This window comes from Pseudomonas frederiksbergensis, assembly GCF_003732665.1.
Taxonomy (GTDB): Bacteria; Pseudomonadota; Gammaproteobacteria; order Pseudomonadales; family Pseudomonadaceae; genus Aquipseudomonas; species Aquipseudomonas frederiksbergensis_G.
Window position 1 is genome coordinate 436,317 of the sequence record NZ_MOBP01000006.1, and the last position, 20,295, is coordinate 456,611.

Annotated in this window: 21 protein-coding genes; 11 read left to right on the forward strand and 10 right to left on the reverse strand. The window is 60.2% G+C overall.

The features are described 5' to 3' along the window. Window positions 1–152: 152 nt before the first annotated feature. The 6 genes from adk (at window position 153) to BK665_RS11980 (ending at window position 4,581) form a co-directional block, all read left to right on the forward strand. The gene (gene adk / locus BK665_RS11955) at window positions 153–800 is read left to right on the forward strand and encodes an adenylate kinase (RefSeq protein WP_123405686.1); all 648 of its coding nucleotides are present in this window, start codon (window positions 153–155) and stop codon (window positions 798–800) included. Between the two features lie 93 nt (window positions 801–893). Then, window positions 894–1,568, forward strand: coding sequence for a tRNA (adenosine(37)-N6)-threonylcarbamoyltransferase complex dimerization subunit type 1 TsaB (gene tsaB, locus BK665_RS11960; protein WP_123405688.1), 675 nt, complete (start codon window positions 894–896; stop codon window positions 1,566–1,568). A gap of 291 nt (window positions 1,569–1,859) precedes the next feature. After that, window positions 1,860–2,168, forward strand: coding sequence for a hypothetical protein (locus BK665_RS11965; protein ID WP_123405690.1), 309 nt, complete (start codon window positions 1,860–1,862; stop codon window positions 2,166–2,168). Further along, window positions 2,168–3,028, forward strand: a complete 861-nt coding sequence (locus BK665_RS11970) for a DUF72 domain-containing protein (protein WP_123405692.1) — start codon at window positions 2,168–2,170, stop codon at window positions 3,026–3,028. The genes BK665_RS11965 and BK665_RS11970 overlap by 1 nt, the downstream gene beginning before the upstream one ends. 33 nt (window positions 3,029–3,061) lie before the next feature. Next, window positions 3,062–3,883: an isocitrate lyase/PEP mutase family protein gene (locus BK665_RS11975; RefSeq protein ID WP_123405694.1), complete on the forward strand. Its 822-nt coding sequence runs from the start codon at window positions 3,062–3,064 to the stop codon at window positions 3,881–3,883. A 2-nt stretch (window positions 3,884–3,885) separates the two neighbouring features. Next, on the forward strand, window positions 3,886–4,581 hold the full coding sequence (locus BK665_RS11980; protein WP_123405696.1) for an extensin-like domain-containing protein: 696 nt from the start codon (window positions 3,886–3,888) through the stop codon (window positions 4,579–4,581). 4 nt (window positions 4,582–4,585) lie between these two features. Here the strand turns inward: BK665_RS11980 and BK665_RS11985 are convergent, their stop codons facing one another. Then, a complete protein-coding gene (locus BK665_RS11985; RefSeq protein WP_123405697.1) occupies window positions 4,586–5,206 on the reverse strand; it encodes an energy transducer TonB in 621 nt (206 codons plus the stop codon). A 94-nt stretch (window positions 5,207–5,300) separates the two neighbouring features. On the opposite strand from BK665_RS11985, the gene BK665_RS11990 reads away from it, so the two are divergent. Further along, the gene (locus BK665_RS11990; RefSeq protein ID WP_123405700.1) at window positions 5,301–6,083 is read left to right on the forward strand and encodes a class I SAM-dependent methyltransferase; all 783 of its coding nucleotides are present in this window, start codon (window positions 5,301–5,303) and stop codon (window positions 6,081–6,083) included. Between the two features lie 115 nt (window positions 6,084–6,198). Here the strand turns inward: BK665_RS11990 and BK665_RS11995 are convergent, their stop codons facing one another. Then, on the reverse strand, window positions 6,199–6,846 hold the full coding sequence (locus BK665_RS11995; protein WP_123405707.1) for a TetR/AcrR family transcriptional regulator: 648 nt from the start codon (window positions 6,844–6,846) through the stop codon (window positions 6,199–6,201). A gap of 94 nt (window positions 6,847–6,940) precedes the next feature. Here BK665_RS11995 and BK665_RS12000 point away from each other — a divergent pair, with 94 nt between their 5' ends. From BK665_RS12000 to BK665_RS12015, 3 genes are all read left to right on the forward strand, one after another. After that, window positions 6,941–8,041 (forward strand): efflux RND transporter periplasmic adaptor subunit, encoded by a 1,101-nt coding sequence (locus BK665_RS12000; RefSeq protein ID WP_123405709.1) that lies wholly within the window; start codon window positions 6,941–6,943, stop codon window positions 8,039–8,041. Window positions 8,042–8,047: 6 nt separating this feature from the next. Continuing rightward, complete coding sequence (locus BK665_RS12005; protein ID WP_123405711.1) at window positions 8,048–11,119, forward strand: efflux RND transporter permease subunit; 3,072 nt, start codon at window positions 8,048–8,050, stop codon at window positions 11,117–11,119. A gap of 251 nt (window positions 11,120–11,370) precedes the next feature. Next, the gene (locus BK665_RS12015; protein ID WP_123405713.1) at window positions 11,371–12,555 is read left to right on the forward strand and encodes a Fic family protein; all 1,185 of its coding nucleotides are present in this window, start codon (window positions 11,371–11,373) and stop codon (window positions 12,553–12,555) included. Between the two features lie 412 nt (window positions 12,556–12,967). Here the strand turns inward: BK665_RS12015 and BK665_RS12020 are convergent, their stop codons facing one another. The 5 genes from BK665_RS12020 to plsB form a co-directional block, all read right to left on the reverse strand. After that, complete coding sequence (locus BK665_RS12020; protein WP_123405715.1) at window positions 12,968–13,657, reverse strand: DUF4197 domain-containing protein; 690 nt, start codon at window positions 13,655–13,657, stop codon at window positions 12,968–12,970. 28 nt (window positions 13,658–13,685) lie between these two features. Further along, window positions 13,686–14,084 (reverse strand): YbaY family lipoprotein, encoded by a 399-nt coding sequence (locus BK665_RS12025; protein ID WP_123405717.1) that lies wholly within the window; start codon window positions 14,082–14,084, stop codon window positions 13,686–13,688. A gap of 109 nt (window positions 14,085–14,193) precedes the next feature. Then, entirely contained in the window at window positions 14,194–14,637 is a 444-nt protein-coding gene (locus BK665_RS34265; protein ID WP_148053215.1) for a hypothetical protein, read from the reverse strand. Further along, window positions 14,601–14,798 carry a hypothetical protein gene (locus tag BK665_RS34430; protein ID WP_123405718.1) on the reverse strand — a complete coding sequence of 66 codons (198 nt, stop codon included), beginning with the start codon at window positions 14,796–14,798 and terminating at the stop codon, window positions 14,601–14,603. The genes BK665_RS34265 and BK665_RS34430 overlap by 37 nt, the downstream gene beginning before the upstream one ends. Window positions 14,799–14,892: 94 nt before the next feature. Next, a complete protein-coding gene (gene plsB / locus BK665_RS12035; RefSeq protein WP_123405721.1) occupies window positions 14,893–17,382 on the reverse strand; it encodes a glycerol-3-phosphate 1-O-acyltransferase PlsB in 2,490 nt (829 codons plus the stop codon). A 165-nt stretch (window positions 17,383–17,547) separates the two neighbouring features. Here plsB and BK665_RS12040 point away from each other — a divergent pair, with 165 nt between their 5' ends. Continuing rightward, window positions 17,548–17,757 carry a cold-shock protein gene (locus BK665_RS12040; RefSeq protein ID WP_123405723.1) on the forward strand — a complete coding sequence of 70 codons (210 nt, stop codon included), beginning with the start codon at window positions 17,548–17,550 and terminating at the stop codon, window positions 17,755–17,757. A 120-nt stretch (window positions 17,758–17,877) separates the two neighbouring features. On the opposite strand, the gene BK665_RS12045 is transcribed toward BK665_RS12040, so the two are convergent. From BK665_RS12045 to dapE, 3 genes are all read right to left on the reverse strand, one after another. Next, window positions 17,878–18,255 carry a hypothetical protein gene (locus tag BK665_RS12045; protein ID WP_123405725.1) on the reverse strand — a complete coding sequence of 126 codons (378 nt, stop codon included), beginning with the start codon at window positions 18,253–18,255 and terminating at the stop codon, window positions 17,878–17,880. A 75-nt stretch (window positions 18,256–18,330) separates the two neighbouring features. After that, window positions 18,331–19,140: a putative RNA methyltransferase gene (locus BK665_RS12050; RefSeq protein WP_123405727.1), complete on the reverse strand. Its 810-nt coding sequence runs from the start codon at window positions 19,138–19,140 to the stop codon at window positions 18,331–18,333. Beyond that, on the reverse strand, window positions 19,140–20,291 hold the full coding sequence (dapE, locus tag BK665_RS12055; protein ID WP_092272637.1) for a succinyl-diaminopimelate desuccinylase: 1,152 nt from the start codon (window positions 20,289–20,291) through the stop codon (window positions 19,140–19,142). The genes BK665_RS12050 and dapE overlap by 1 nt, the downstream gene beginning before the upstream one ends. Window positions 20,292–20,295 lie beyond the last annotated feature (4 nt).

A 20,295-nucleotide genomic window follows, 5' to 3' on the forward strand; every position in this document is an offset into this window, starting at 1 on the left:
GGTTTCTCCGACTTTCGGCGGCTTGTGTGGTCAGGGCCTGCTGTGTATCTTGATCAGCCTTTGGCCGTTTGGGCGGCCACGACCCTATTTTTGAGATTGGCCCAACGAGGCGAATCTGACGTTATCTATATAAAAAATTGAGGAGCACATCGATGCGCGTCATTCTGCTGGGAGCTCCCGGGGCCGGTAAAGGTACTCAGGCTAAGTTCATCACCGAGAAATTCGGCATTCCGCAAATCTCCACTGGCGACATGCTGCGTGCAGCGGTCAAGGCCGGCACTCCACTGGGCGTTCAAGCCAAGGGCATCATGGATGCCGGCGGCCTGGTATCCGATGACCTGATCATCAATCTGGTCAAGGAACGTATCAGCCAGGCCGATTGCGCCAACGGTTTCCTGTTCGACGGTTTCCCACGCACCATTCCGCAGGCAGAGGCGCTGGTTACTGCCGGTGTCGAGCTGGACCACGTGGTCGAAATCGACGTTAAAGACGAAGACATCGTCCAGCGTATCGCCGGTCGTCGTGTGCATGAGGCTTCCGGCCGCGTGTACCACATCGTCTACAACCCGCCGAAAATTGCCGGTAAAGACGACATTACCGGTGAAGAGCTGGTGCAGCGCAAGGACGACACCGAAGAAACCGTGCGTCATCGCCTGTCGGTCTACCATGCCCAGACCGAGCCACTGGTGAAGTTCTACCAGGAGCTGTCCGCCGCTCAAGGCAAGCCGAAGTACAGCCACATCGAAGGTGTTGGCTCGGTTGAAGCGATCACCGGCAAAGTGCTTGAAGCGCTGAACTGAAAAGTCTGAATCGCTTCATCTTCTACGGCCCGCTTGCGGGCCGTAGTTGTTTATACTGGCGCACTTTTACTGACCTCTCTTACGGAAACATCGATGAGCACCTTGCTGGCCCTGGACACCGCGACTGAAGCTTGCTCCGTTGCCTTGCTGCATGACGGCAAAGTGACGAGCCATTACGAGGTGATCCCGCGCCTTCATGCGCAGAAATTGTTGCCGATGATCCAGCAGTTGTTGGCCGACGCCGGCACCACCCTGCAAGCGGTGGACGCCATCGCCTTCGGCCGTGGGCCGGGCGCGTTCACGGGCGTGCGGATCGCCATCGGCGTGGTTCAAGGTTTGGCCTTTGCCCTGGAGCGCCCGGTGTTGCCGGTGTCGAACCTGGCCGTGCTGGCCCAGCGCGCTTATCGCGAACACGGTGTGAGCCAGGTCGCGGCGGCCATCGATGCGCGGATGGATGAAGTGTATTGGGGCTGCTACCGCGAAACGGCAGGGGAGATGCGGCTGGTCGGCAATGAAGCAGTGTTGGCACCCGAAGCGGCGGCGTTGCCGGCGGATGCCAACGGCGAATGGTTCGGTGCGGGCACCGGTTGGGGCTATGTCGAGCGCATCGGCGTCAGCCTGAGCGGCCAGGATGCGGCGATGTTGCCTCACGCTGAAGACCTGCTGACCCTGGCGCGGTTTGCCTGGGAGCGCGGTGAGGCGATTGTCGCGGATGAGGCGCAGCCGGTGTATTTGCGCGACAAAGTCGCCACCCCGAAAGCGCGCTGATTCACACCAAACCTGTGGGAGCGGGCTTGCTCGCGAAGGCGGTTTAACATTCAACATTTATGTTGTCTGGCACACCGCTTTCGCGAGCAAGCCCGCTCCCACAGGGTTGGTGTTAACTCCTGTAGGAGCGAGGCTTGCCCGCGAAAGCGATCTAACAGAGGCCGCCAATCGTCAGTTTCTAATCCCCAGGCTTAAACCTTTTTCCTTTTATGTGTTCTAGTTATCACTCGACAGTTTGCGAAGTGGCTTGTGCGCCACTAAACTGCCATCACTGATACCGAGCATGCACTTATGCGTATAGACGGCCTTTCCTCTCAGTCGTACCCCATCAAGCGAAAGCCTCGCAAAGGCAATGTCTCGCTGGATGAATCCGTCGATGATATCGATGGCGAACTGGAAATCCCGTCCGAAGAGCAACTGGCCGCCCGTGCCGCCAAGGCTTCCGCGCAACGCTTGAGCAATCTCCCCGCCCGTCAGCAAGACATGATTTATCACCGCGCCATGAGCAAAAGCGTGGCGATGGCCCTGGCCAGCTACCTGAGCACCGCCGGTTTTGTCGATTGGGACGCTGATGTGCTGGGTCTCGACCTCTACATCTGATGTTGCTGCCTTACTACCTCGGTTGCCCGTCCTGGAGTGAAAACGCCTGGCGCGACTATCTCTACCCGCAAGACGCCAAGCCCGCCGAGTTCCTCAATCTCTATTCCCAAGTGTTCAACGCCGTTGAAGGCAATACGACCTTCTACGCGAGCCCGGCTGCCTCCACCGTGCAGCGCTGGGCCGAAACCATGCCCGAACACTTTCGCTTCACCGCCAAGTTCCCCGGTGACATCAGCCACGGCGGCGACCTGCGCGAACAACTGACCGCCGTCGATACCTTCCTGCAATTGCTCAGCCCGTTGGGCCAGCGGGTGTCGCCGCTGTGGTTGCAATTGTCGAAAAGCTTCACCCCGCAACGACTGTCCGAACTGGCCGGTTTCATCGATGCCGTGGACCGACCGCTGGCGGTGGAAGTGCGGCATGACGAATTCTTCGCCAAGGGTGACGCTGAGCGCATGCTCAACCGTTTGCTGCTGGATCGTGGCGTCGAGCGCATCTGCCTCGATCTGCGGGCGCTGTTCAGTTGCATCTCGACCGATCCGTCGGTGCTCCACGCCCAATCGAAAAAGCCCAAGGTGCCTCCGCGCCCGGCGGCGTTCACCCAGTTCCCGCAAGTGCGATTCATCGGCCATCCGCAACTGGAGGCCAACGACCCGTTCCTGGTGCCTTGGGTCGAGAAAATCGCCCAGTGGATCGAAGAAGGCCGCACGCCCTATATTTTCCTGCACACCGCAGACAACCTGCTGGCGGCGAAACTGGCGCAACGTTTTCACGCAAAACTGATGCTGCGTTTGCCTGGCTTGCCGCCGCTGCCTGAGCTATACAGAGAGCCCGCCGCCGAGCAACTTGGCTTGCTCTGAGGCGGTTTCCTTCCTTTTCTCAGGAGCCTGCCAATGGATGCGCAAACCCTTCGAGCCCAGGCGTTCAAAGCGCTGCATGAACGCGCGGGGGCTTTTGTGATTCCCAACCCGTGGGATGCTGGCTCGGCGAAGATGCTCGCCAGCCTGGGCTTCGAGGCCCTGGCGACCACCAGCGCCGGTTATGCCTTTTCCAATGCTCGTCCCGATGGCGGGTTGTCGCTGGAGGATACCTTGGCGAACGTTCGGGCGATTGTCGCGGCGACTGATCTGCCCGTCGCTGTCGATCTGGAAAACGGCTTCGCCGATGACCCTACTGAATGCGCCCAGAGCATTTTGCGTGCGGCCGAGGCAGGGGCGGTCGGCGGCTCGATTGAAGACGCGACCGGTCGTGAAGAGGCGCCGATCTACTGCTTCGAACATGCCGTGGCCCGTGTCGAAGCGGCCGTGAAAGCGGCTCGTAGCCTGCCTTTCCCTTTTATGCTGACGGCCCGCGCCGAGAATTTCCTGCACGGCAATCCTGATCTGGATGACACCATCCGCCGCTTGCAAGCGTTCGCCGAGGCGGGCGCCGACGTGTTGTATGCACCGGGTCTGCGCAGTGCTGAAGACGTGTTGGCAGTGGTTCGCGCCGTGGCGCCGAAACCGGTCAATGTGTTGATGTCCGGCGGCCTCAAATTGACGGTCGAGCAGTTGAGCGAGATGGGCGTCAAACGCATCAGCGTCGGTTCGGCGCTGGCCCTGGCGGCGTACGGCGAGTTCTTCCGCGCGGCTGAAGAGATCAAGACGTCCGGCACCTTCAGCTTTACCTCGCGTTCCATGCCCTACGCCAAGGCCAATCAGTTCTTCAAGGACTGACGATGCGGTTTGCCAAGGGATTGCTGCTGGTGCTGTTGATAATTGGGGCGGCGGGAATAAGCGTCTGGCGTGGCTGGATTCCCGTGCCCGCGCCGTGGAATCCCTGGGCATCACTGGACGTGAACGCCGCGCCGAATTTTCTGACTCGCTACAAACTGATGCGCCTGCGCAATGATCCGCAATTGTGCGACCAGGCGCTGAGCAGCTCCGGCCTGCGCGTCACGCGCCAGGCCGACAGTCCCGATGCGACGTGTCCGCTGACCAACACCCTGCGCGTGCAGGGCGGCGAGGTGGCCCTGAGCAGCAGTTTCCTCGCCAGTTGTCCGTTGGCAGTGGCGTTCGCCCTGTTCGAGCGCCACGCCTTGCAGCCGGCGTCACAGGCGGTTTACGGCCAAGCGGTGACGCGGGTCGATCACCTTGGCAGTTTCGCCTGCCGCAACATGTACAACCGCGAGAATGGTGCCCGGAGCCAGCATGCCGGCGCCAATGCGTTGGATATTGCCGGTTTTCGATTGGCGGACGGCCGAACCATCAGCGTGCTCAAGGATTGGCCCAAAGATAACCGCGACGCAGCGTTTCTGCGCCAGGTGCGTGATGGCGCCTGCGACATGTTCAATGTGGTGTTGAGCCCGGACTACAACGCCGCCCATCGCAATCATTTTCATGTGGATGTGGGGCCGTGGTGGGTGTGTCGCTGAGGGGTCAGGCGGCGATGCGCAGGTTTTGCAGAATGATCGGGCGTGCCCAGCCATTGTCGAAATCGAGTTGTTTCTGTTGCTCAACCAGTTCTTCGGGCGAGAACGGCGGGAACGGTTTGTCCAGCAAGTGCAGTTCGAATTCGGCAATCGGCAGGTGCAGTGGACGCGGCTGCGGCGCCGGGCCGGCTGCTGGCACGGGTTGACCAGCGGTGAGCACGATCGGGCGAACCCAGCCGCTTTCGAAATTCTGTTGTTGTTGCTGGGCGACGATTTCTTCCGGCGGGAACGGCGGGAAAGGTTTGTCGGCCAAGTCCATTTCGAACTCGGCAATCGGCAGGAACAGCGGCTCAGGTGGCTTGACCTGGGTTTCCGTCACATCGCATTCGCGCTGGGAAATGATGTGCGCGTAGAGCTCGCTGCCGACGGTCGGTTCTACCGGGCTTGCCAGATCCACCGGTGGAAAAGTCCCGCAGGCTGGCACCACATCGCTCGACTGTTCGGCCAGGGCCTGAGCAAAAAAATCTTGCCACAGGTGACTGACGCCGCTCAGTGCTTGGGAGTTTCGCAGGCCATAATCGCCATGACGCGATAGGTAGCCAACGGATGTGGTTTGAATGTCTGACATTTTTCTCGGTCGACGCTCAGCTCTGGCAAAATGCTCGATAGTTTTGTTATCGGACGTTTTTGGCCGATCATTAATTTTTTGAGCACCTTTTCCCATGATTGAACAACCCGCGGCCTGCCGCATCCATGTCGAGGCCTCGGCCCCGGCGTTTCAGCCACAGGCCGAGCAATGGGCCGAGCGCCTGGGCTTGCCCCTGCAGGTGGATGATGGCGAGTTTGCCTTGCAGGTGGGCGAACAGGGTTTGCAACTGCAGCAGTTGGGGCCTGACGCGCCTGGGCCGGTGCGGGTGGATTTCGTCGAGGGGGGCGCGGCCCATCGTCGGTTGTTCGGCGGCGGCACCGGGCAGATGATCGCCAAGGCCGTCGGCATCGCCCAAGGCGTGCGCCCACGGGTGCTGGATGCCACGGCGGGGCTGGGCAAGGATGCGTTCGTGCTGGCCAGTCTGGGTTGCGAAATGAGCCTGATCGAGCGTCAGCCGCTGATCGGCGCGTTGCTCGAAGATGGCCTGGCCCGCGGCGCGGAAGATTTCGACGTGGCGCCCATCGTGGCGCGCATGCGTTTGCTCAAGGGCAATTCGATTGAAGTGATGCGCAATTGGGAAGGGGAGCCGCCGCAGGTGATCTACCTCGACCCGATGTTCCCGCACCGTGAGAAAACCGCTCTGGTGAAGAAGGAAATGCGCCTGTTCCGCCCGCTGGTGGGGGATGACCCGGATGCCCCGGCGTTGCTTGAAGCCGCGTTGGCCTTGGCCAGCCATCGGGTGGTGGTAAAGCGCCCGCGCAAGGCGCCGTGCATTGCGGGGCCCAAGCCCAGTCATGCGCTGGATGGGAAATCCAGTCGGTATGACATTTATCCGAAGAAGGCGTTGAAGCCTTAGGACCGCGTCGCTCCATTCGCGAGCAAGCCCGCTCCCACAGGGGATCTATGCAACACCGTAGATCCCCTGTGGGAGCGGGCTTGCTCGCGAAGGCGCCAGACCAGACAACCCAAATCTATCCGGCTGATGCAGGCCTGTAAGCCCGCATAAACAACCCCACCACTTCCCGCACATGGCTCTCCGCCGCGTCCCCGATCAACGGCTCTCCACAGCCATACAACAATCGAAAATTCCCCGCTCCCTTGAGCAAACAAAAGAAATGCTCAGCAGCATTGCGCGGTTTATCGATGCTCAGCGCGCCGGTCTGATCGATCCGGCTCAGCAACCGCTCCATGCCATTCAGCATGCGCTCCGGCCCGGCCTCGAAAAAGATCAGTGACAGTTTCGGGTCCTGGCTGCCCAGGCTGATCATCAATCGATGCAGGTTCACCGATTCATCGCTGTTGATCAGGTGATGAAAGCCCCGGGCGATGTTCAGCAGCACCGTGTCCACCGCGATGCCGTCCGGCAATTCGAAGAACAGCGGTGGCAGTTGTTCCTCGCACTTGGCCACCACGGCGGCGGAGAACAGGGTCTCTTTGTCGTTGAAATGGCTGTAGACCGTCAGCTTCGACACCCCGGCCTCGGCCGCCACGGCATCCATGCTGGTGTTGGCATAGCCATTACTCAGGAACAGAATTTTCGCCGCATCGAGGATCGCCTGGCGCTTGGCCAGATCCTTGGGACGGCCCGGACCGTTAGGTGCTGAAAGATTGTTCGACATTATTCGCTTTTAATACTGGACTGGTGAGTTTGCTATTAATAACATACCGGCCAGTATAATTATTCCAAGCACCATTAGCGAAAGGTCGTTCACCATGTTCCGCTATGCCTTGCCCCTCGCGTTGCCAGTCAGTCTGGCTTTTTTATTGTCGGCGTGCGGTCACGAAGAGGCGCCGCAAGTCAGCGTGCGACCGGCCATGGTGGTGCAGCCAGAGCCTTCGGCCCAAGCGATGGAAAGCTATCCCGGTGAAGTTCGCGCCCGTTATGAGCCGGACCTGGCGTTCCGTATCGGCGGCAAAGTCAGCCGACGACTGGTCGAAGAAGGCCAGCGGGTCAAGGCTGACCAACCGCTTGCCGAGCTCGATCCCCAGGACGTGCGCCTGCAACTGGAAGCCACCCGTGCCCAGGTCACCGCCGCCGAAGCCAATCTGAACCTGGTCCGCGCCGAGCGGGATCGCTACAAGACCCTGATGGACCGTCAGATGGTCAGCAAATCCGCGTACGACAATTCCGAAAACCTTTACCGATCCGGTGAAGCGCGCCTCAAGCAAATCAAAGCCGAATTCAACGTCTCGACCAATCAGGCGAGCTACGCCGTGCTGCGTGCGCCCCAGGACGGGGTGGTAGCCAAGCGAGCGGTGGAAGTCGGCCAGGTGGTCGCCGCCGGGCAAACCGTGTTTACCCTTGCCACCGATGGCGAGCGCGAAGTGCTGATCAGCCTGCCGGAGCAAAGCTTCGGCCGTTTCAAGGTCGATCAACCGGTGTCGGTGGAGCTTTGGACCCAGCCCGATCAACGTTTCACCGGGCGCATCCGTGAGCTGTCGCCCGCCGCTGATCCAAAATCCCGGACCTTCGCTGCGCGCATTGCCTTCACCTCTGGGAAGGTCCCGGCCGAACTCGGCCAGAGCGCCCGGGTGTTTATCCAGACCGCCGCCGTAGTCTCATTGGCCGTGCCACTGTCTGCGGTCACCGCTGAAAACGGCGCGACTTATGTGTGGGTGGTCGGCGCCAACAACACCTTGAAGAAAGTCCCGGTGCGGGTCGGTGCCTTCGGCGAAAAAACCGTTCCGGTGCTGGAAGGGTTGAACGCCAGCGACTGGGTGGTCGCTGCCGGCGTCCATGTGCTTCACGACGGGCAGCAAGTGCGCCCGGTGGATCGCTCCAACCGCGTGGTCAATCTGGCGGACAAGGAGTAATCCCCGATGGGTTTCAATCTTTCCGAATGGGCGCTGCGTAACCGCCAGATCGTACTGTTCCTGATGCTTTTGCTGGCGATCGTCGGCGCACTTTCCTACACCAAGCTCGGACAAAGCGAAGACCCGCCGTTCACCTTCAAGGCCATGGTGATCCGCACCAATTGGCCGGGTGCCACGGCCCAGGAAGTCTCGCGCCAGGTCACCGAGCGCATTGAAAAGAAGCTGATGGAAACCGGCGAGTACGAACGCATCGTCTCGTTCTCCCGTCCGGGGGAATCCCAGGTGACCTTCATGGCTCGAGATTCAATGCACTCGGCGCAGATTCCGGAGCTGTGGTATCAGGTCCGCAAGAAAATCAGCGATATCCGCCAGACCCTGCCGCCGGGCATTCAAGGCCCGTTTTTCAACGATGAATTCGGCACGACGTTCGGCAACATCTACGCCCTGACCGGCGACGGTTTTGACTACGCGGTGCTCAAGGATTACGCCGACCGCATCCAGATTCAGCTGCAACGGGTCAAGGATGTGGGCAAGGTCGATCTGCTCGGCTTGCAGGACGAGAAGATCTGGATCGAACTGTCCAACGTCAAACTCGCCACCCTCGGCTTGCCACTGGCTGCCGTGCAACAGGCACTTGAAGAACAGAATGCGGTGTCCACCGCTGGCTTCTTCGAAACCAGCAGCGAGCGATTGCAGCTACGGGTCACCGGGAATTTTCAGACAGTCGAACAGATAAAAAGCTTTCCGATTCGGGTCGGTGATCGCACGTTCCGCATCGCCGATGTCGCGGACGTGCGTCGCGGTTTCAACGATCCACCGGCGCCGCGCATGCGTTTCATGGCCGAAGACGCTATCGGTCTGGCCGTGGCCATGAAGGACGGTGGCGACATTCTGGTGCTCGGCAAAGCCCTGGAAGTCGAGTTCGACCGCATCCAGAAAAACCTCCCGGCCGGTATGCAATTGCGCAAGGTCTCGGACCAGCCTGCTGCGGTGAAAACCGGGGTTGGCGAGTTCATCCAGGTGCTGGTCGAAGCCCTGGCGATCGTGTTGCTGGTGAGTTTTTTCTCCCTCGGCGTGCGCACCGGGATGGTGGTGGCCCTGGCCATTCCGCTGGTGTTGGCGATGACGTTCGCCTGCATGTATTACCTGGGGATCGGCCTGCACAAGATTTCCCTCGGCGCGTTGGTGCTGGCCTTGGGTTTGCTGGTGGACGACGCGATCATCGCCGTGGAAATGATGGCGATCAAAATGGAGCAGGGCTTCGACCGCATCAAGGCCGCCAGCTATGCCTGGACCAGCACCGCATTCCCGATGCTCACTGGCACGTTGATCACGGCGGCCGGGTTCCTGCCCATCGCCACCGCGCAATCGGGCACCGGCGAATACACCCGCTCGATCTTCCAGGTGGTGACCATCGCGCTGCTGGCCTCGTGGATTGCTGCCGTGGTGTTCGTGCCGTACCTGGGGGAAAAACTCCTGCCGGACCTGGCGAAAATTCACGCAGCCAAACATGGCACTGGCCACGGTCAGCCCGACCCTTACGCCACGCCGTTCTATCAACGGGTTCGGCGCCTGGTGGAATGGTGCGTGCGTTGGCGCAAGACCGTGATCACACTGACGGTCATCCTGTTCATCGCCTCCATCGTGCTGTTCCGCTTCGTGCCCCAGCAGTTCTTCCCGGCCTCGGGCCGTCTGGAACTGATGGTCGATCTGAAACTGGCTGAAGGCGCGTCTCTGAGCAACACCACCGAAGAGGTTAAACGCCTTGAAGGCCTGCTGAAGGATCACGCCGGCATCGATAACTACGTGGCCTACGTCGGCACCGGTTCGCCGCGATTTTACCTACCGCTGGATCAGCAACTTCCTGCGGCGAGCTTCGCCCAGTTTGTCGTCCTGGCCAAGACCATCGAGGAGCGCGAAACCCTGCGCACCTGGCTGATCGAAACCCTCAACGAACAATTCCCGGCCCTGCGCTCCCGGGTCACACGCCTGGAAAATGGCCCGCCGGTTGGCTACCCGGTGCAGTTCCGCGTCACCGGCGAGCACATCGAAGAAGTCCGTGCCCTGGCGCGTAAAGTGGCGGAAAAAGTTCGCGAGAATCCCCACGTGGTCAACGTCCATCTGGACTGGGAAGAACCGAGCAAAGTCGTGTACCTGAACGTCGATCAGGACCGCGCCCGGGCTCTGGGCGTCAGCACCGCCAACCTGTCGAAGTTTTTGCAAAGCTCCCTGACCGGTTCCAGCGTCAGCCAGTACCGCGAAGACAACGAGTTGATCGAAATCCTGCTGCGCGGCACCGTGCATGAGCGTACCGAACTGTCGCTGCTGCCAAGCCTGGCGGTGCCCACCGACAACGGCAAAAGCGTCGCGCTGTCGCAGATCGCGACCCTGGAATACGGCTTCGAAGAAGGCATCATTTGGCACCGCAATCGCCTGCCCAACGTGACCATCCGCGCCGACATCTACGGCAAGGAACAACCGGCCACGTTGGTGCAGCAGATCTTGCCGACCCTCGACCCGATCCGCGCCGAACTGCCGGATGGCTACTTGCTGGAAGTCGGCGGCACCGTCGAAGACTCGGCCCGCGGGCAGAACTCGGTGAAGGCCGGTGTGCCGCTGTTCATCGTCGTCGTGTTGACCTTGCTGATGCTGCAACTGCGCAGTTTCTCACGCACCGCGATGGTGTTTCTGACAGCGCCACTGGGATTGATCGGCGTGACTTTGTTCCTGATGGTGTTCCGCCAACCGTTCGGCTTCGTCGCCATGCTCGGCACCATCGCCCTGTCCGGGATGATCATGCGTAACTCGGTGATCCTGGTGGACCAGATCGAACAAGACATCGCCGCCGGGCTCAAGCCTTGGCAAGCGATCATTGAAGCGACGGTGCGCCGGTTCCGGCCAATCGTGCTCACGGCACTCGCGGCGGTACTGGCAATGATTCCGCTGTCGCGCAGCGTGTTCTTCGGGCCGATGGCAGTGGCGATCATGGGCGGGTTGATCGTCGCGACGGCACTGACGTTGCTGTTCCTGCCGGCGCTGTATGCGGCGTGGTTCAGAATCAAGAAAGACCCCGCGTGATCTCAGCGGCCCCCGGGCCGCCAGCTCTTTACAGCCGAACACGGCTCAAAATTGTGGGAGCGGGCTTGCTCGCGAAGGCAGTGTGCCAGGCAAAGTTGATGTCGACTGACACGACGCCTTCGCGAGCAAGCCCGCTCCCACAGTGGGTTTCCTTGTTCCTACAACTTTTTCAGAATGCTCTGATATTGAGTCGCAGAGGGCCAAATGCTGTACTTCTGACTCGGTTTTGATGAGTTTTTGAGAAAGTCGTAATGAAAAAGCCCCCCGCGCTCAAGGGCAGGTCAGACCCGGTGTTTGCCTTGCTGGCGCAATCACCGCACAAGGAACGCCTCACGGATTACCTGGCACTGCTAAAACCTCTGGATGAACAGGGGCGCTACCTGCCGTTTGATGAATTGCGTTATCGCTGGGCACCGGGGCTGGATAGCCATCTTTGTTGGGCGTTGGTAAAGAAGGCCCGCACCGCCCAGTACACCCACCTATTGCCATTGGGGGAGCCGATACATTGGGGCAAGTTCGTGCTGACGCCCATCTCGCAAAAAGCGATTTCGGCAGTCGATCGGCAAGCCACCACCGCCGCGCTGGAATACATGACCCGTCAGATCGGCGAGCACATGCAGTTCAGCTATCTGCTCAATGATCTGATCGTAGACGAAGCCATCAGCAGCAGCCAACTGGAAGGCGCGGCAACCACCACTCGGGTGGCCAAGGAAATGCTCAAGCGCAAGCGCCTGCCGCGCACGCCGGATGAACGGATGGTCATCGGCAACTACAAAATGATGAATTTCGCCTGGGAAAAGCGTTGTGAACCCCTGAGCGTCGAGCTGATTGCAGCGATTCATCGGGTAGGTGTCGAAGGCATCGATGACCCGCAATATGCGCCGGGTACGTTCAGGACCAGAGATGACGTCGTGGTACAGGACGGTGAGGGCAACACCGTTCATACACCGCCGCCCGCATCGGGGCTTGCGTCACGCTTGCAAGCGTTGTCGAAGTGGATCAACCAAGCCGATAACGACCCCTTGCGCAGGGACTATGTTCATCCATTGATCAAAGCCATCGCACTGCATTTTGCCTTGGGCTACGAGCATCCTTTTCGCGATGGCAACGGTCGGGTCGCCCGGGCGCTGTTTTACTGGTTCATGTTCAAGAATGACTTTTCGGCTTTTCGCTACATTGCCATCAGCACGCTGCTGCGCAATGCGCCGGTGAAGTACGGACGCTCGTATCTGTACACCGAGGCGGATGAACTGGATTTGACGTATTTCATCGATTTCCAGTGCTCGGTCGTGTTGCGGGCGGTGACTGGCTTTACCGAGGTCTACCGCACAAGCCTGACTTATTGTAGGCGCGAGCCTGCTCGCGAAGGCGTCGTGTCAGGCAATGCCTGTTCGACTGGACAACCGCCTTCGCGAGCAAGCCCGCTCCCACAGTAGATCTCCAGTGAATATGACATTTGCGTATGCCACTGAACCCTTGTGGGAGCGGGCTTGCTCGCGATGGCGTCGTGTCAGGCGATGGGTGTTCGACTGGGCGACCGCTTTCGCGAGCAAGCCCGCTCCCACAGTAAATCTCCAGTGGCCCCGGCATTTGCGTATGCCAGCGATCCCTTGTGGGAGCGAGCTTGCTCGCGATGGCGTCGTGTCAGGCGATGGGGGTTCGACTGGACGACCGCCTTCGCGAGCAAGCCCGCTCCCACAGTAGATCTCCAGTGAATATGACATTTGCGTATGCCACTGAACCCTTGTGGGAGCGGGCTTGCTCGCGAAAGCGGTGTGCCAGACAACAGAGATGTTGAATGTTAAACCGCCTTCGCAAGCCCGCTCCCACAGGGTTTTGCGCTGGGGTTTAGAGCGTGCCGAAGACTTTCTTGGCGAGGCTGGTCGCCGCTGCTGCCGGGTTCTGGCGGATGGTTTCTTCCTGTTTACCGATCATCTCGAACAAACCGTTCAGCGCTTGCTCGGTCACGTAGCTTTCGATGTTGGCGCTTTTCGCGTCCACCACGCCCAGGGTCGCGGCTTGGCCGGCGAACGAGTTGTATTGCTTAGCCAGGCCAACCTGGTCGGTGGCTTGCTTGACGATCGGCAGGAACTTGGCGCGGATCTGTTCGCGGCTGGATTTGTCCAGGTACTGGGTGGCGGAGTCTTTGCCGCCGCTGAGGATGCCCTTGGCGTCGGACACACTCATTTTTTTCACCGCATCGACGAGGATGGGCTGGGCTTGGGTCACGGCGGTTTCTGCCGCTTTGTTCATGCTGGTTTCCAGTTGATCAACCTGGGCGCCCATGCCGAAGGCTTTCATTTTGCTGGCGACTTTGCCCAGTTTGCCCGGCAGTTCGATTTTCACGTCCGGGTTATTGCTGAAACCGCCTGGTGTACCGAGTTGTTTGACGGCCAGTTGCGCGCCTTGGGTCAGTGCGTCCTTGAGGCCGCCGGTGGCATCGTTTTGCGACAGGTCATTGAGGGACAACGCCAGGGCGCTGGCGGAAATCATCAAACCTGCGCACAGGCCGGCGAAGCGAAGGGTAGGGCGGAACATGGCGGCTTCCTTGTACGAATAAGGGAAATTAGCGAACGGCGTCGACGCGGATTTTCAGTGGCTGCGGATCATTGCCATCGAGTTGCACGGCATGGTTTTCGGTGGTGATGAACATCAGTTCACCGTTCACCTCAATGCGCGCGCTGACCGAATAGCGATGGCCGGGTTTGACCTGCGCCGGGTCGTAGCTCAGGTGAAACGGCAGCGGGACCTGGCCTTTGACCGGGCCTTTCTGCTCATCGAGCACCACGGCGGGCGCGTCGGCCAGGGACACGTCCTGCAGGCTGACGCTCAAGGTGGCGCTCGGCGGCAAGGCGATGCGTTGCAGGTAGAACACTTCGCCATCGAGGCTGGTTTTGGCGCCAGGGTGCAGGGTTTGGCAGGCACCGAGCAGAGTGGTCAGGCAAACAAGCATCAGTTTTTTCATCGAGGGCCTCTAAGACGTTGGCGCCAGCAGGAACCTGGCGCCCGGGGAATTTAGCGGATTTTGCGGTGCACGTCGAAATTCAAAAAAACGGCTGGCCGACAAATGCTGATCAACGGGACGAAGCTTCTTTAAATCCAAAAGGCACTAATACCGCGAGATCAGGGTAAACAGAGATATCCCGGCCAAACCTGTTTTCCATGCCTTTCAATGTGTAACGTTTGCCGGGAACTGCTTGCGCCGGATCGTAATTGAGATAAAACGCCGTGGCTGTTTCTTCATCGCACTGTAGACGAACAAGTTCAGCGCCCGGCTCATTATGTTCATGGGCGCGGATGGTAATCGCTTGATCGCGCTCGACGGGTTTCGGCTGTTGCGCCTCGACATAAAGTTGCCCGATCGGACTCAGGTGAAGTGTCTGGTGATGGGGTGCCTTGGCGACTGTGACGAAGTAATCCAGGTCCAGCAACAGGGGAGCGCGATTATGGCTTAGTTGGACATTGACCTGATATTTGACGCTTACATCTTCATAGTTGTGCGGAATGAAAAATTCCACTGTCCGTCCGCGATGTCGGGACGAATCCAGTTCATGACGGTGATGGGGCGGGGGGTATTAATGATTTGAATGTTGATGCGTGTCTCACGCTCGCCCTCCGTCGGCACGGAATAAAAAGGCGGGAGCTTGAATGTCAGGGTGATAGTCGAGTTGTTATCCATCGCGATGTCCTTATCGTGATAATGAAAAAACTCAATTTATCCGCTAATTAACTAATAAGGAAACGTCCGTGTTTCCTTGTTAGTTGTCGGGAAGTTACAACGGGCTGGCGTCCGCCGCATCTTCACTGCGATGCAACGCCACCTGACGGATCGACAAGCGAATCTCCGCCGGCAATACGCGCTTGGCCGCGCCTTCTGCCAACTCGCCTAGCAACTCGTGGTAGCTCAGCTTGCCGGCCTCATCGCGCTTGAGTACGTCGAGGTCGAGCATGGTCTGGATAAAGTGACGGAACAGGCTCTTGTCGAAGAATTCCGGAGCGTTCAAGCCATGCAGGATCGACAAGCGCTGGGCCATGACCGTGCACAGGTCTTCCAGCTCTTCGGCGCTGATGCTGTTCTGGCCGCTGTTGAGCAGCAGGGAAACCGTCATGTAGAAACGTTGCAGGGTCTGGGCGATGCTTTTCGACAGCAGGGTCAGCAGTACGAAATGCCGCGAACTCGGCGCCGGGCGCAGGTATACGTCGTTTTCGAAACGCAGCAGGCCTTGCTCGACGAAGGCTTCGAGCCATTGATCGACCACGCCGTCCAGCTCATCCATGGACCAGCGAATGAACAGCTCCGATTGCAGGTATGGATACAGCGCCCGGGTGTAGCGCAGGATCTGTTCGCGGCTCATGCGCGACGCGCTCTGGAAGAAGCTCGCGAGCAACGCCGGCAGCGCGAAGATGTGCAACACGTTGTTGCGGTAGTAGGTCATCAGGACGGCGTTCTGCTCGTCCAGGTACAGAATCTTGCCCAGCGCATCGCTTTGCTCGGACAGCAGGTCCATGTCCTTCACGTGCTCGATCAGCGCCCGGCCGTCACCTTCCGGCAACGTGGTGTGGGGCGAGTACGGGACCTTGCGCAGCAGCGCCAGATACAAATCGAGCACCCGCGCCATCGCCCGATCATCCAACGCCAGACGGCTGGTGGACAGCAGCGCCAGCGCCACGAGGTTCACCGGGTTGATCGCCGCTGCTTCGTTCAGATGCTGTGCGACTTTCTCGCCGAGGCGGTTGGTGGTTTCGTTGAGCCAGGCCGGTTTGAACTGCGGGCCGAGTTCCTGTTGGCGCCAGTCCGGCTGTTCGCTGTCGAGGAATTCCGCGAGTTTGATCGGCTCACCGAAGTTCACCGCCACCTGGCCGAAACGCTGCTTGAGCGCGCCGATGACTTTGAAGATGTCGAAGATCGACTCTTTCTTCTTGCTCGCGCCACGCAGTTCGCCGAGGTAGGTCCGGCCTTCCAGGACACGTTCATAACCGATGTACACCGGGATGAACACGATCGGCATGCGCGACGAACGCAGGAAGCTGCGCAGGGTGATCGCCAGCATCCCGGTTTTCGGTTGCAGCATGCGCCCGGTGCGCGAACGGCCGCCCTCGACGAAATACTCGACCGGGAAACCTTTGGTGAACAAGGTGTGCAGGTATTCGTTGAACACCGAGGTGTAGAGCGGGTTGCCCTTGAAGGTACGGCGCATGAAGAAGGCGCCGCCGCGACGCAGCAGGCTGCCGATCACCGGCATGTTCAGGTTGATCCCGGCGGCAATGTGCGGCGGGGTCAGGCCGTTGCGGAACAGCAGATACGAAAGCAGCAGGTAATCGATGTGGCTGCGATGGCACGGCACGTAGATCACTTCGTGACCCTGGGCGACTTTCTGCACGCCTTCGATGTGGTTGACCTTGATCCCGTCGTAGATCTTGTTCCAGAACCAGCTCAGCACCACTTCCAGAAAACGGATCGCGGTGTAGGTGTAGTCCGAGGCGATCTCGTTGCCGTAGCGCAGGGCCTGGGCCTTGGCTTTTTCCGGCGAAATGTTCTCGCGCTCGGCTTCATCGAGGATCGCTTGCTTGACCAGGGGCTGATTGAGCAAGCCTTTGACCAGATTGCGGCGGTGGGAAATGTCCGGGCCGATCACTGCAGCTTTGAGGTTACGAAAGTGTACCCGCAGGATGCGCTGGGCCATGCGCACGGTGCGTTCGTGGCCCTTGTTGTGCTCGATCAGTTCGCGCAAATGGATCGGCGCCGAGAACTGCACCCGGGTCTTGCGCCCCAGCACGATGATGCTGAGCAAACGGCGCAGACGCCCGGTGACTGCCCAACTGTCGGCGAACAACAGCTTCCATGGGCTCGACTCGCTGTCCGGCGATTGGCCCCAGAACACGCTGACCGGGATGATCTGCGCATCTTCGGCGGCATTCTGGCTCAGAGCGCTGACCAGACGGGTCAGAGTCGGTGGCGCACCGCGCTTGTCCTGGCGGCCGAGCCAATCGGGCTCCGGCGTCAGGTAAAAGAACGCGGCAGGTTCCAGCAGATTACCCACCGACACTGGCAGCACCGGGCGCGGCAGGCCGGCCTTGGTGCACTCGGTGTCGACCACGGCCAGGTCGGTCAGTGAAGGGTTTTGCAGGACGTAGAACACCGGACGGCTGCGGTCGAGGTTGAGGGTAAAGGACGACTGGTTGATCGTCTCCGAGCGAACCCAGAGGTACAACAGTCGGCGCAGGGTGCCAAACACAAGACGGCGGAACGGGGAACGGGTCATACGGCATCTGCGTGAGTGAATAAAACCGAGCAGTTGCTCGGGGGGCTGACAGTGTGCCGTATTCGCCGAAAATCGGCAAAAAAGCACTCATCCAATCTGTAGTTGAGAGTTTTGGCGCCTGTCATATACTCGACCGCTCAAAATAAAAAGAAGAGGGACTGATACATGGCTACGCGCGAAACCGGCAGTGTGAAGTGGTTCAACGACGCCAAAGGCTACGGCTTTATTCAACGCGAGGACGGGGTGGACGTGTTCGTGCACTACCGCGCGATCCGCGGCGAAGGCCACCGTTCGTTGGCTGAAGGCCAGCAGGTTGAATATGCCGTGGTGACGGGGGAGAAGGGGCTGCAGGCTGAGGATGTTGTAGGTCTGTAAACCCGATTCCAAGATCACAAATCACCTGTAGGAGCGAGGCTTGCCCGCGAAGCTTTTAGCGCCAGTGATGACGCCTTCGCGGGCAAGCCTCGCTCCTACAGGTTTGTGGTGATGCTGGTTTTACGCGGTCTTCCAGGTGATTTCTTCTTCGCCATCAGCGCTGATACGCATCCAGCGATCCGCTGTTTCTTCACCTTCTTCCTCGACCCACGTCCCCGGCGCGCAACGCACTTCGACGTTTAGCGCGGCGAAGGCGGCGCGGGCGCAGGCGATGTCGTCATCCCATGGGGTCTGGTCGCTTTCCAGGTACAGGCTGTTCCATTTGCCCACGGCTTTCGGCAGCCAGGTCACTGGCACGTTGCCGGCCTTGCACTTGTAGGTCTGGCCCTTCTTGACCCATTCACTGCACTGGCCTAACGCGGTGCTCAGCCACTCAGCGACGGCTTTGTAGTCGACGTCGGCGTCTTTCAGGTAAATCTCGATATCGGGTTGGCGCATGGATGTCCTCACTGCGGTCTTGAAAAATCCATTCGCGGATTTAGCCGGCCTCAAGCTGTTGCTCAAGACCAAAAATTATTGAAGTACGAAGTAATCGTAACGCATCGACACGGTGACCTCGAACGGCTCGACCTGCTCGATGACCGCCGCCCGGCGTTCGGCACTGGCGCGCCAGCCGTGGGGCGTCATGGCCAATAGGTTGGCACGATCCTGACCACTTTCCAGTATCAGTTTGAACTCCAGGGTTTCGCTATGCGCCAGCGCCATGCCTTCCGGCACCAGGGCCAGGTGCTTGTCGTCGGTGTATTCACGCACTTCGTCGTACAGGCTTTCGCGCAATTCCATCAGATGGCCGCTGGTCGGCCCGACTTTCATCAAGCCACCGCCAGGGCTGAGCAAGCGCTTGGCTTCTTCCCAATCCAATGGACTGAAAACGCTGGCCAGAAACTGGCAACTGCCGGACGCCAACGGCACTCGCGCCATGCTGGCGATCAACCAGGTCAGCTCGGGGTTACGTTTGCAGGCGCGTTTGACCGCTTCCTTGGAGATGTCGAGGGCGTAGCCGTCAGCATTGGGCAAGGCTTCGGCGATTTGCGCGGTGTAGTAACCCTCGCCACAACCGATGTCGAGCCAGCGCTGGGGCGCGTACTGCGCCGCGAGCTCTGCCAGGCGCTTGGCCACTGGCGCGTAATGGCCAGCGTTCAAGAAATCACGACGGGCCTCGACCATCGCCAGGTTATCCCCAGGGTCGCGGCTGTTCTTGTGCTGCACCGGCAGCAGGTTCAGGTAACCCTGGCGCGCGCGGTCGAAACGATGCCCGGCGGGGCAGGCCACGCCGTTGTCCACCGCGTTCAGCGGTTCGCTGCAGATCGGGCAGGCGAGCATCAGGCGAGCAACTTGATCAGGGTCTGATAGTAAATTTCGGTCAGCACGTCGAGATCAGCCGCCAGCACCCGCTCGTTGACCTGATGGATCGTCGCGTTGACCGGCCCCAGCTCAACCACTTGAGTGCCCATGGTCGCGATAAAGCGCCCGTCGGACGTGCCGCCGCTGGTGGAAGCCTTGGTTTCGCGACCGGTGATGTCCTTGATGCTCGACGCCACAGCGTCCAGCAGGGCGCCCGGCTCGGTGAGGAATGGCAGGCCCGACAGCGCCCAATCCACGTGCCAGTCCAGGCCATGCTTGTCGAGGATGTCGGCCACGCGTTTTTGCAGGCCTTCCACGGTGGATTCGGTGGAGAAGCGGAAGTTGAACACCGCCACCAGATCACCGGGAATCACGTTGGTCGCGCCGGTGCCGGAGTTGACGTTGGAAATCTGGAAGCTGGTCGGCGGGAAGAAATCGTTGCCGTGGTCCCAATGCTCGGCGGCCAGTTCGGCCAGGGCCGGGGCGGCGAGGTGGATCGGGTTTTTCGCCAGGTGCGGATAGGCCACGTGGCCCTGGATACCGCGTACGGTCAGCTTGGCGCCGAGGGAGCCGCGACGGCCGTTCTTGACCACGTCACCGACCAGGGTCGTGCTCGACGGCTCGCCGACGATGCACCAGTCCAGACGTTCCTTGCGCGCGGCGAGGCGTTCGATCACAGCCTTGGTGCCGTGGTGCGCCGGGCCTTCTTCGTCGCTGGTGATCAGGAAGGCGACCTTGCCCTTGTGGTCCGGGTAGTCGGCGACGAAGCGCTCGGCGGCCACGGTCATGGACGCGAGGCTGCCTTTCATGTCTGCCGCGCCACGGCCGCAGAGCATGCCGTGCTCGTCGATCAGCGCGTTGAACGGGTCGATTTGCCACGCCGTCACCGGGCCAGTCGGAACCACGTCGGTGTGGCCGGCGAAGCACAGCACCGGGCCGTCGTGTTTGCCGTGGGTGGCCCAGAAGTTATCCACATCTTCGATGCGCATCGGTTCCAGTTGGAAACCGGCATCGCCCAGGCGCTGCATCATCTGCTTCTGGCAATCGGCGTCGACCGGCGTCACGGACGGACGGCGGATCAGGTCGATGGCGAGTTGAAGGGTCGGCGAAAGGTCGGCGTGGGCCGTCATGGAA

Coding starts and splice junctions, on each gene's coding strand:
- adk (WP_123405686.1), top strand. CDS start 153: ATGCGCGTCATTCTGCTGGGAGCTCCCGGGGCCGGTAAAGGTACTCAG.
- tsaB (WP_123405688.1), top strand. CDS start 894: ATGAGCACCTTGCTGGCCCTGGACACCGCGACTGAAGCTTGCTCCGTT.
- BK665_RS11965 (WP_123405690.1), top strand. CDS start 1,860: ATGCGTATAGACGGCCTTTCCTCTCAGTCGTACCCCATCAAGCGAAAG.
- BK665_RS11970 (WP_123405692.1), top strand. CDS start 2,168: ATGTTGCTGCCTTACTACCTCGGTTGCCCGTCCTGGAGTGAAAACGCC.
- BK665_RS11975 (WP_123405694.1), top strand. CDS start 3,062: ATGGATGCGCAAACCCTTCGAGCCCAGGCGTTCAAAGCGCTGCATGAA.
- BK665_RS11980 (WP_123405696.1), top strand. CDS start 3,886: ATGCGGTTTGCCAAGGGATTGCTGCTGGTGCTGTTGATAATTGGGGCG.
- BK665_RS11985 (WP_123405697.1), bottom strand. CDS start 5,206: ATGTCAGACATTCAAACCACATCCGTTGGCTACCTATCGCGTCATGGC.
- BK665_RS11990 (WP_123405700.1), top strand. CDS start 5,301: ATGATTGAACAACCCGCGGCCTGCCGCATCCATGTCGAGGCCTCGGCC.
- BK665_RS11995 (WP_123405707.1), bottom strand. CDS start 6,846: ATGTCGAACAATCTTTCAGCACCTAACGGTCCGGGCCGTCCCAAGGAT.
- BK665_RS12000 (WP_123405709.1), top strand. CDS start 6,941: ATGTTCCGCTATGCCTTGCCCCTCGCGTTGCCAGTCAGTCTGGCTTTT.
- BK665_RS12005 (WP_123405711.1), top strand. CDS start 8,048: ATGGGTTTCAATCTTTCCGAATGGGCGCTGCGTAACCGCCAGATCGTA.
- BK665_RS12015 (WP_123405713.1), top strand. CDS start 11,371: ATGAAAAAGCCCCCCGCGCTCAAGGGCAGGTCAGACCCGGTGTTTGCC.
- BK665_RS12020 (WP_123405715.1), bottom strand. CDS start 13,657: ATGTTCCGCCCTACCCTTCGCTTCGCCGGCCTGTGCGCAGGTTTGATG.
- BK665_RS12025 (WP_123405717.1), bottom strand. CDS start 14,084: ATGAAAAAACTGATGCTTGTTTGCCTGACCACTCTGCTCGGTGCCTGC.
- BK665_RS34430 (WP_123405718.1), bottom strand. CDS start 14,798: ATGGATAACAACTCGACTATCACCCTGACATTCAAGCTCCCGCCTTTT.
- plsB (WP_123405721.1), bottom strand. CDS start 17,382: ATGACCCGTTCCCCGTTCCGCCGTCTTGTGTTTGGCACCCTGCGCCGA.
- BK665_RS12040 (WP_123405723.1), top strand. CDS start 17,548: ATGGCTACGCGCGAAACCGGCAGTGTGAAGTGGTTCAACGACGCCAAA.
- BK665_RS12045 (WP_123405725.1), bottom strand. CDS start 18,255: ATGCGCCAACCCGATATCGAGATTTACCTGAAAGACGCCGACGTCGAC.
- BK665_RS12050 (WP_123405727.1), bottom strand. CDS start 19,140: ATGCTCGCCTGCCCGATCTGCAGCGAACCGCTGAACGCGGTGGACAAC.
- dapE (WP_092272637.1), bottom strand. CDS start 20,291: ATGACGGCCCACGCCGACCTTTCGCCGACCCTTCAACTCGCCATCGAC.